General features: G+C 63.4%; 7 protein-coding genes and 1 pseudogene. 6 read left to right on the top strand and 2 right to left on the bottom strand.

All coding sequences use genetic code 11. The features are described from left to right. Nucleotides 1-50 precede the first annotated feature (50 nt). On the bottom strand, nucleotides 51-689 hold the full coding sequence (locus tag NKH57_RS14910; RefSeq protein ID WP_352606263.1) for a LemA family protein: 639 nt from the start codon (nucleotides 687-689) through the stop codon (nucleotides 51-53). A 161-nt stretch (nucleotides 690-850) separates the two neighbouring features. Here NKH57_RS14910 and NKH57_RS14915 point away from each other — a divergent pair, with 161 nt between their 5' ends. The 6 genes from NKH57_RS14915 to NKH57_RS14940 all read left to right on the top strand — a co-directional run bounded on the left by NKH57_RS14915 (nucleotide 851) and on the right by NKH57_RS14940 (nucleotide 6,182). Further along, nucleotides 851-1,102 carry a hypothetical protein gene (locus NKH57_RS14915; RefSeq protein ID WP_023760858.1) on the top strand — a complete coding sequence of 84 codons (252 nt, stop codon included), beginning with the start codon at nucleotides 851-853 and terminating at the stop codon, nucleotides 1,100-1,102. Between the two features lie 13 nt (nucleotides 1,103-1,115). Next, nucleotides 1,116-2,000 carry a pyridoxal kinase PdxY gene (gene pdxY, locus NKH57_RS14920; RefSeq protein ID WP_352733239.1) on the top strand — a complete coding sequence of 295 codons (885 nt, stop codon included), beginning with the start codon at nucleotides 1,116-1,118 and terminating at the stop codon, nucleotides 1,998-2,000. Further along, nucleotides 1,997-2,809 (top strand): DUF429 domain-containing protein, encoded by an 813-nt coding sequence (locus NKH57_RS14925; protein ID WP_352733242.1) that lies wholly within the window; start codon nucleotides 1,997-1,999, stop codon nucleotides 2,807-2,809. Before pdxY ends, NKH57_RS14925 begins: the two co-directional genes overlap by 4 nt. A 148-nt stretch (nucleotides 2,810-2,957) precedes the next feature. After that, nucleotides 2,958-3,602, top strand: a complete 645-nt coding sequence (locus NKH57_RS14930) for a carbonic anhydrase (protein ID WP_023760861.1) — start codon at nucleotides 2,958-2,960, stop codon at nucleotides 3,600-3,602. Continuing rightward, complete coding sequence (locus tag NKH57_RS14935; protein ID WP_352733245.1) at nucleotides 3,599-4,030, top strand: nuclear transport factor 2 family protein; 432 nt, start codon at nucleotides 3,599-3,601, stop codon at nucleotides 4,028-4,030. Before NKH57_RS14930 ends, NKH57_RS14935 begins: the two co-directional genes overlap by 4 nt. A 97-nt stretch (nucleotides 4,031-4,127) precedes the next feature. After that, nucleotides 4,128-6,182: a M3 family metallopeptidase gene (locus NKH57_RS14940; protein WP_352733248.1), complete on the top strand. Its 2,055-nt coding sequence runs from the start codon at nucleotides 4,128-4,130 to the stop codon at nucleotides 6,180-6,182. A 123-nt stretch (nucleotides 6,183-6,305) separates the two neighbouring features. On the opposite strand, the pseudogene NKH57_RS14945 reads toward NKH57_RS14940, so the two are convergent. Further along, nucleotides 6,306-6,482: pseudogene (locus tag NKH57_RS14945) on the bottom strand (ISAs1 family transposase); the annotation flags it as partial.

Below are 6,482 nucleotides of genomic sequence, written 5' to 3' on the forward strand. Positions count from 1 at the left end.
ACGCCAGCAGTCCGTGATTTCGCGAGATTTATTCCGATGGCAGTCGACGATCACCCGCCCTGCTTCGTGCCGAAATCGACCTTCGGCGTCAGTAGCTTGTCGTCTTCGATGGTGAAATTGGCGAAGGGCTGGTTGCTGCGGAACCAGAAGGTCGCCCACAGCACCGAGGGGAAGGTCCTCAGCGTCAGATTGTATTCCTTCACCGCCAGGATGTAGTCGCGCCGCGCCACCGCGATGCGGTTTTCGGTGCCTTCAAGCTGCGCCTGCAGCGCCAGGAAATTCTGGTTGGCCTTGAGGTCGGGATAGTTCTCGACCACAGCCAAGAGCCGCGACAGTGCGCTGGTCAGGCCGGCCTGGCTGTCCTGGAACTTCTTGAACGCTTCAGGATTGTTCAACGTTTCCGGCGTCACCGTGATCTGGGTGGCCTTGGCGCGGGCTTCGACGACCGCATCGAGCGTGTCCTTTTCGTGAGAGGCATAGCCCTTGACCGTCTCGACCAGGTTGGGGATGAGGTCGGCGCGGCGTTGATACTGGTTCAGCACCTCGCTCCATGCCGCCTTGGCGTTTTCCTCTGCCGTCGGGATGGTGTTGTAACCGCAGCCGGCAAGCAGCGGCAGCACGATCGCCATCATCAGGATGGCAGGCAGCGTGCGGAACATGGACGGCGGGGCAATGCGCTGGGCAAACATGAAGGGGTCCCTCGGTAGAAGTTGCGTGCGAAGCATTACCACAATCGGCACACAAGAAAATGACCTCGGCGGGCACGGTTATCGACACGTTACCGTCAGCCGCAAGGCCCTGTAATTGGCAAGGCGAACGCGGTAAGGTCCTGTCGAAACAGGACATCACCATGGCGGAACGCCAGGACAGCGAGAAGGAATCGCGCCGCATCCTCGAGCGCGTTGCCCAAGAGACGGATCCGGCCGGCAACTCGTTTGTCGCGCGGGCCACGAAAGGCATGCACGATCACGTCACCGCGGCCGATGCCGATCGTGCCGATCCGATCGAAGTCTGGGGCACCCGCATTGGCCGGACACTTGGCCTGCTGCTGGCGCTGGGCCTGATGGTCTGGCTCGTGCTTTACGTCATCCGGGGCAGTTAGGAATCAAGCAACAATGAGCGCCGAACAAACCGACGCGCCGCGTGCGGTCATCGTCATTTCCAGCCATGTCGCGCGCGGCTCGGTCGGCAATCGCGCCGCCGTGTTCGCGCTGGAGACGCTGGGCTTCCCGGTCTGGGCAGTACCGACGGTCATCCTGCCCTGGCATCCCGGCCATGGGAGGGCGACGCGCATCGTGCCGCCGCTCAACCAGTTCAAGGCTTTGATGGCCGATCTGGAGCGCGCGCCGTGGCTGGGTGAGGTCGGCGCCGTGCTATCCGGCTATCTCGGCGAGGCCGGCCAGGCCGAGGCGGTCGCCTCGCTGGTCGCCGCGGTGAAGGCAAGGACGCCTGACGCCGTCTATATCTGTGATCCGGTGATGGGTGATTCGGGCGGCCTCTATGTGCCCGAACCGACCGCCATCGCCATGCGAGACCGGCTGATGCCGATCGCCGACATCGCCACCCCCAATCGCTACGAACTGGAATGGATGGCCGGCGCGCCTTTGCCCGACCTGAAATCGGTGATCGCGGCCGCCCTCCATGCCGGACCATCGACCATGCTGGTCACCTCGGCGCCGTCGATGATGACGGGCGGCACCGGCAATCTTCTGCTCGACGGCAACCAAGTGCTGCTTGCCGAGCATCGCCTGATCGACAAGCCGCCGAATGGCCTGGGCGACCTGACGGCTGCGGTCTACCTGGCGCGCATCCTGTCCGGCCAGCCGCCGATCAAGGCGCTGCAATCGACGACGGCGGCGGTCTACGAGATCCTGGCGCGCACCGCCAAGCGCGGCGGCGACGAACTGCAGCTCGAAACCGATGCGCAGAGCCTGTCGCACCCGATGGCGATGGTGCAGCTGCGCCACCTCACGCATCCGGGGCGGGACCGCCGGGCGTGACATCGACGGAGGCCGTGCTCGTCGGCGTCGACGGCTGCAAGGCCGGCTGGATTGTCGTGCGGCGCGAACTCGGTTCGACACCTCGTAACCCCGGTTCGATACTTCGTAACCCCGGTTCGGCACCCTCCGTCGCTGTCTTTGCAAGCTTTGCTGCCCTGCTTGCCTCACTCCCCGACGATGCTGTCATTGCTGTCGACATGCCGATCGGGCTGCCCGAATTTTCGAGCAAAGGTGGGCGCGGCCCCGAAGCGCTGGTGCGCCCGTTGCTTGGGGCGCGCCAATCCAGCGTCTTCTCGATCCCGTCCCGCGCCGCGCTCTATGCCGACACCAGCGACTTCACCACCATCGAAGCCTGGCATGCCGCTCACATCAGGGCAAGCGAGGTGGCCAAAGCCACATCCGACCCGCCGCGCGGCGTTTCGATCCAGGCGTTCGGCATTTTTGCCAAGATCCGCGAGATCGACGCACTGCTGATCGCGCGGCCCGATTTGCGCGGCCGTGTGTTCGAATCGCATCCGGAGGTCGCCTTCTGCCGGCTGAATGGCGATCAGGCCATGCGGCTGCCGAAGAAGATCAAGGGCAGCATCAATCCGGACGGCATGGCGGAACGCAAGGCGCTGCTCTGCCGGCACGGCTATGAGATGGGCTTCCTCGACCAGCCGCCGCCACGCGGGGCGGCCGCCGATGACTTCCTTGACGCGGCGGCGATGATGCTCGTCGCCGGCCGCATCGCCGATGGCGAGGCACGGCCGTATCCCGACCCACCGCTCATCGATCGTGTTGGCATACCGGTTGCCATTTGGGCGTGAGGGTGCCTGCCGGAGTCGCGCTTCGTGCCTGGCTTTTTACGACGAGCTCCTACAATTCTGCATTGCTCGTGACGGGCTTTTGCCGCTAGAGGCTTGTCTCGACTGCAACGAGCTGCCGCCTCCAACCCCGGAAAGGCCTTAGCCGCCCATGCCTCACCTCCCCGACCATCTCCTCGCCGGCTATCGCAATTTCATGAGCGGCCGCTACCTCACCGAGAGCGGACGCTATCGCGAGCTCGCCCGCGAAGGCCAGGCGCCGGAGACGATGATCGTTGCCTGTTGCGATTCCCGCGCCGCACCCGAAGCGATCTTCGACGCCGGACCTGGCGAACTCTTCGTGGTGCGCAACGTCGGCAATCTTGTGCCGCCCTACGCGCCTGACGGCGAATTCCATTCGACCTCCGCCGCGCTCGAATTCGCCGTGCAGAGCCTCAAGGTCAAGAACATCGTCGTCATGGGCCATGGCCGCTGCGGCGGCATCCGCGCTGCGCTCGACACCAATTTCGCACCGCTGTCGCCCGGCGACTTCATCGGCAAGTGGATGAGCCTGATCGCGCCGGCGGCGGAAACCGTCTCCTCCAGCACCTTCATGACGGCGACCGAGCGCCAGACCGCTCTGGAGCGCATCTCGATCCGCTATTCCATTGCCAATCTCCGGACCTTTCCGTGCGTCTCGATCCTCGAGGGCAAGGGGCGGCTGTCGCTGCACGGCGCCTGGTTCGACATTTCGACTGGTGAACTCTGGGTGATGAACAAGGAAACCGGCGATTTCGAACGGCCGGAGCTGGGATGAAGAGAGCGCGCAAGGCGGTGAATATCCGGTCGACCGTTTTGACGGCGACCGCGCTGCTGATCGCTATTGTTGCCGCCCGCGCCGATGACCGCGCCACCATCAGCCGCTGGTATTCGGCGTTGCTGGTCGCCGACCGCACCGAGCTGTCCGACCTGCTCTCCGACGATGTCCGCATCAAGCTGGACGATCTCGGAATTGTGCAAAGCAAGCAGGAATTCATCGCCTCGATCGACGAATGGAAAGGCGCGGTTGCCGGTACTTCCATTCGGCACCGGATCGAGAAGAGCGAAGGCGGCGTTACCACGGTGGTGGCCTGCTACGACTTTCCCAACAACGACATGCTGATGCAGGAAACTTTCGCGGTGGCCGACAACCGCATCACCGCCAGCTCGCAAGCGGCGATCGCCGAGAACTGCGACGGTTTTTGAAGCGGCTATCGGACACCTGCTGTATTGCGGGTCCGCCGGTCGCGTCCTACATCGGTAGCGACCCACCCTGCCTGCCATCACCAGCGAAAGACTGTCCATGCATTCCACGAAAGCCGTCGACCTCGCCGCCCATCCGCTGACTGCGTGGCAAGGACCGCTCGGCCTGCCCGATTTTACGCGCATTGGCGACGGCGATTTTTCCCCGGTCTTTGATGCGGCGCTGAAGGCGCATGAGGCCGAGATCGAAGCGATCGCCGGCAACGAAGATACGCCGACCATCGAGAACACGCTTGCCGCGTTGGAACTCGGCGGCGAGGCGCTCGACCGTGTCTCGTCGATCTTCTGGTGCCGCGCCGGCGCCTACACCAATGAAGCGATCCAGGCCCTGGAGCGCGACATCTCGCCAAAGATGTCCAGGCATTTCTCGGCGATTTCGATGAATGAGAGGCTGTTTGCCCGCATCGACGATCTCTACCAACGCCGCGAGAGCCTGAAGCTCGACGCCGAGACCCTGCGGGTCCTGGAAAAGACCTGGAAGGGTTTTGTACGATCCGGCGCCAAGCTCGACGCCGACGGCAAGAAACGGCTGGCAAAGATCAACGAGGAGCTGTCCTCGCTCGGCACGACTTTCGGCCAGAATGTGCTTGCCGACGAGCGCGACTGGGCGCTGTTCCTCGACGAGGCCGACCTGGCCGGCCTGCCGGACTTTCTGAAAAGCTCGATGGCCGAGGCGGCCGAAATGCGCGGCCAGAAGGGCCGCTATGCCGTCACCCTGTCGCGCTCGATCTATGAGCCGTTCTCGACCTTCTCCGAACGCCGCGACCTGCGCGAGACCGCTTTCCGCGCCTTCACCATGCGCGGCCAGAATGGCGGCGCCACCGACAACACAACCGTAGTGCGCGACATGCTGAAGCTGCGCGCCGAAAAGGCAAAGCTGCTCGGCTACGGCTCCTTCGCCGCGCTGAAGCTTGACGACACCATGGCCAAGACGCCGGAGGCGGTGCACGCGCTGCTTGATCCGGTGTGGGAGAAGGCGCTGGAAAAAGCAGCGGCCGACAAGACCGACCTGCAGCGGCTGGCGACGCAGGTGGGCAGCAATGAAAAATTCGCCGCCTGGGACTGGCGCTTTTACCAGGAGAAACTGCGTGCGGAGAAATTCGCCTTCGACGAGGCCGAACTGAAACCCTATTTGCAGCTCGACCGGATCATCGACGCCTGCTTCGACGTGGCGACACGGCTGTTCGGCATAACCTTCGTGGAGAAGAAAGGCATCGCCGTCTGGCATCCCGACGCCCGTGTCTTCGTGGTTAGGAATGCCGACGGCAGCGAGCGCGGCCTGTTCCTCGCCGATTATTTCGCCCGGCCGTCAAAGCGCTCCGGCGCCTGGATGAGCGCGCTGCAATCCGGTTATGGGCTCGGTCACGGCTCGAAACCGGTGATTTACAACATCATGAACTTCGCCAAGCCGCCGGTCGGCGAGCCGGCTCTGCTGTCGGTCGACGAGGCGAAGACGCTGTTCCACGAGTTCGGCCATGCACTGCACGGCATGCTGACCGATGTCACCTGGCCGTCGGTCGCCGGAACCTCGGTCAGCCGAGATTTCGTCGAACTGCCCTCGCAGCTCTACGAGCACTGGCTGACCGTGCCGGCTGTGCTGGAAAAGCACGCGTTGCATGTCAAGACCGGCAAGCCGATGCCCAAGGCGCTGCTCGATAAGATGCTGGCCGCGCGGACTTTCGGCGCTGGCTTTGCAACAGTGGAATTCACCGCCTCTGCCTTGATGGACATGGCCTATCATGCGCGGCCGGATGCGCCGCAGGAGCCGCTTCGTTTCGAAGCCGAAACGCTCGAAAAGCTTGATATGCCTGATACCATCGCCATGCGCCATCGCACCCCCCATTTCGGCCACGTGTTTTCCGGTGACGGCTACTCCGCCGGCTATTACTCCTACATGTGGTCGGAAGTGCTCGATGCCGACGCCTTCGCCGCCTTCGAGGAGACCGGCGACCCCTTCAACCCCGCACTCGCCGAGCGGCTGCGCAAGAACATCTATGCCGCCGGCGGCTCGAAAGACCCGGAGGAGCTTTACACGGCGTTTCGCGGCAAGATGCCGTCACCGGAAGCGATGATGGTGAAGCGCGGATTGGTGTAGCGCTGGGTAATCTCCCCCCTCGAGGGCAGGGCTATCGCATATGAGTAAAGAGCTGGAAGAGGAAGTCTCTGTTCCATCTGGCTCTTCGCATCTTGCTGGCGATGGGTTTGTCGAGAGGATGGGCTTGCAAGATGTTTTGGGCGAGGCGTCTGATGATGGCCAGGTTTTGCGGCCCGTTATCCTTGCGGGTTCGGGCATCGTCCTCATGGAAGACGACATCGAGGCTCCAGTGCAACTGGTTCTCGATGGTCCAATGTGCTCTGACGGTCTCGGCCAGTCTTTTGGGCATGAGCACTTTGG

The organism is Mesorhizobium sp. M1050 (assembly GCF_040318715.1).
Taxonomy (GTDB): domain Bacteria; phylum Pseudomonadota; class Alphaproteobacteria; order Rhizobiales; family Rhizobiaceae; genus Mesorhizobium.